General features: G+C 58.7%; 2 protein-coding genes and 2 pseudogenes. 3 read left to right on the top strand and 1 reads right to left on the bottom strand.

Features of this window, described 5'->3' with window-relative positions; genetic code table 11:
* Positions 1 to 42 precede the first annotated feature (42 nt).
* Together AB0915_RS38995 and AB0915_RS38990 are read left to right on the top strand one after the other, a co-directional pair.
* Positions 43 to 339: an SPASM domain-containing protein gene (locus tag AB0915_RS38995; RefSeq protein ID WP_366696120.1), complete on the top strand. Its 297-nt coding sequence runs from the start codon at positions 43 to 45 to the stop codon at positions 337 to 339.
* Positions 336 to 1,619, top strand: coding sequence for an MFS transporter (locus tag AB0915_RS38990; protein ID WP_366696118.1), 1,284 nt, complete (start codon positions 336 to 338; stop codon positions 1,617 to 1,619). Before AB0915_RS38995 ends, AB0915_RS38990 begins: the two co-directional genes overlap by 4 nt.
* 112 nt (positions 1,620 to 1,731) lie before the next feature.
* Here AB0915_RS38990 and AB0915_RS38985 read toward each other — a convergent pair.
* Positions 1,732 to 2,322: pseudogene (locus tag AB0915_RS38985) on the bottom strand (hypothetical protein).
* 138 nt (positions 2,323 to 2,460) lie between these two features.
* On the opposite strand from AB0915_RS38985, the pseudogene AB0915_RS38980 reads away from it, so the two are divergent.
* Positions 2,461 to 2,559: pseudogene (locus tag AB0915_RS38980) on the top strand (oxidoreductase); the annotation flags it as partial.
* Positions 2,560 to 2,585: the final 26 nt, after the last annotated feature.

Genomic DNA, 2,585 nt, shown 5'->3' with positions numbered 1-2,585 from the left:
GAGCAAGATACACCGCTCAGCCCCGAAGACGAATCTCTTCCGCTGCGAAAGAGCCAACTCGTAGGACACTGCGAGTCTGGGCTCGTATGGGGGAGCGTCAGTTATGATGGCCAACTGCGAAACTGCCCACACTCCAACAAGTACTGGGGCAACGTGGGCTCGCTCTCGCTTGCCGAAACCTGGCCTACATTAACGAAAGCAGTGTCTTCGGACCTTGCGCCCCGGGAAGGCTGTTCGAGTTGTGGTGTCCTTGAACAGTGTCGCGGTGGATGCCACCTCTCAAAGTTCATGGACCACTCAGTCCTACTGCCCCTCCCGTCAATTCCAGATCGGTCATGAAAATCAAACGGTCAAAGATTGGCTACAGGTACTTCCTTGGCCGTTTCGACATCTGGTGCGCGCTCCTCTTCAGCACAGCGGGGCGCCTACCGTTCTACCTCATAAACCTGTCAATTGTTCTCATCGTGCAAGAGCACGGAGGAACTGCCGCAGCTTCTGGAATGGCATTGGCTTCTTACGCCACTGGAACCGGCTTGGTGGGCCCTTTCATTGCGCGCAGAGTCGACATCTTTGGTCAATGTGCCGTACTGAGATTCTCGGCTTCTCTTCAACTCATCGCGTTCGCATTACTCCTATGGCCGCCGATACCCTTTTCGAGTGCGGCCCCTCTGTTTTGTTTTTTTGCGGGGGCATTTCTGCCACCGATCACCATATCTATGCGACAAATCTGGATATCCCTCTCTCCGGCAGAGGTGGAGCGTCGCGTCGCCTTCTCGATCGAGGCGGTTCTGGCAGAGGTCTTTACCATCGGTGGGCCCCTCTTGTTGTCCATTCTCCTCGCGCTATCGGATCCAAGAGGGGCTCTAATTGGGGGCGCTTTGATGTCCTTTGTTGGCGCCTGGGGTCTTTCGTTTACTAGTGTCTGCGTCCAAGCGTCGCAGCCTCTCAACAGTGATCCTTCCCATTCTGGGTCCACGTTCGAACCGCTTCGATTTAAGGGCTTCCGGTCATTATTTTTGCGTCGCTCACTTGCGGCCTGCTCGATGGGGGCTTATTTCGTCGTTCTCCCCATGGTTTCTTTGGATTCGGACCAGGGTAGCTTGGTCGGCGTATATTTTGCTGCTCTTGGTCTGGGGTCGGTTGTAGGCGGCATTATTTTTGGAGCGATAGATTGGCAAGAGAGGACCGAAATTTTGTACGCTCGTTCACTCCTTGTTGCGGCCGCCACATCGTTCCTTCCCGTATTTGCAACAACTGATCGACAAATGATCGCGGCTCTCTTTGTTTCTGGCTTTGCCCTCGCACCCGCAGCGGCAGCGGAGTTCGTTCTAATTGAACGCGTTACACCCGATCGCTACAGGGCGCGAGGAATCTCATTAATGATTACCTCGTTTGTGGCAGGAACCGCTACTGGTGCCCAAATCGGCGGCATTTTGGTGGACTTCGTAGGTGTTTTTGGAACGTTCTTGATGACCGCTGCTATGTCGCTGGTCAGTGCACTATTCGCTTTCCGCCTGTTGGAAGTGTGGCGGGAGTCTGCAATCGAGTCCTCGAATCGCGCTGGTAGGCCAGGGTCGAAGCATGGGGCGGACGGGGTCAACCCGGGCTCTTCTTGTTAGGCCGAGGAAGCGTAGACGTCCGTGACAATCGTCCTGTGTCCTACAACGGCTAAAATAGTGAGTTGATCTGTCGGTGGGTGATCAGGCAGCAGGCGAGTCTGAGGAAGGCTTATTAGCGGATATTGGCTCGGCGTTCCCAGCGGTGTGGAGGCGTCTGAAGCCGTGGAGCCAGGCGGAGGCCGCGTTCGACGACCCAGCATAGGTTCCCACCCGGTGCCGTGGAGGGTGCCGCGGCCGGCGATGGTTGGCAAGATGCGACGTTGTCGGACCTGTCCGCGATAAATGCCGGGGTCGTACCCGCGGTCGGCGAAGAGTGAGTCCGACTTGCGTCGCTGGTGCCCGGCCCTGATGGGTGGGATGGCGTCGCCAGCGGCATGAACTGGGTGATGTCGTTGCGGTTGCCGGTTCGGCCACGATCGACCGGGCTCGCACGAGTCGACCACCGCCCGTGACCAGTCGAGACGGGCCGCCGCTTTGGGCTCGGCCAGCAGCAATTTGTGCAGCTGCTGCCAGACGCTGCCGTCGTTCCAATCCCGCAGTCGCCGTCGACAGGGCAAATGCCCGGCTGACGCCCACCTTTTGCGGCTCGTATGCCCGTTGGATGCCGGTGTTGTAGCAGCGGCTCAAGCTCTCACAGGCCATCGGACAGGATCCACGGCGAAGCACTCGTGCCCGGACGACGCTCAGCGCCGGACGCGGACACGTCACCCGGACCGATCCATCTCATTGTGTTAGCCGTTGTTAGCGCCAAGGCGTGCGAACCCATCGCGGTGCGCGGCAGAATGGGGCCATTGAGGTGCGAGTTCGCCGCTGTCGTCGTCCAGGATTCTTGGAACCTGCGCGCCTTTCCGTGCTCAGCGACGAAGAACGCCTCGCCGGGCACACCATGATGATCTGCGTCGGGCGCTGCCAGAACGACCGACTCGTCCTGGACCTCTGACCCTGGCCGGCCGACGGACCACGTCC

This window comes from Streptomyces sp. NPDC048411, from assembly GCF_040704695.1.
Taxonomy (GTDB): Bacteria; Actinomycetota; Actinomycetes; order Streptomycetales; family Streptomycetaceae; genus Streptomyces.
The sequence above is the reverse complement of the archived record's forward strand: the minus strand, read 5'-3'. Positions and strand labels throughout refer to the sequence as shown.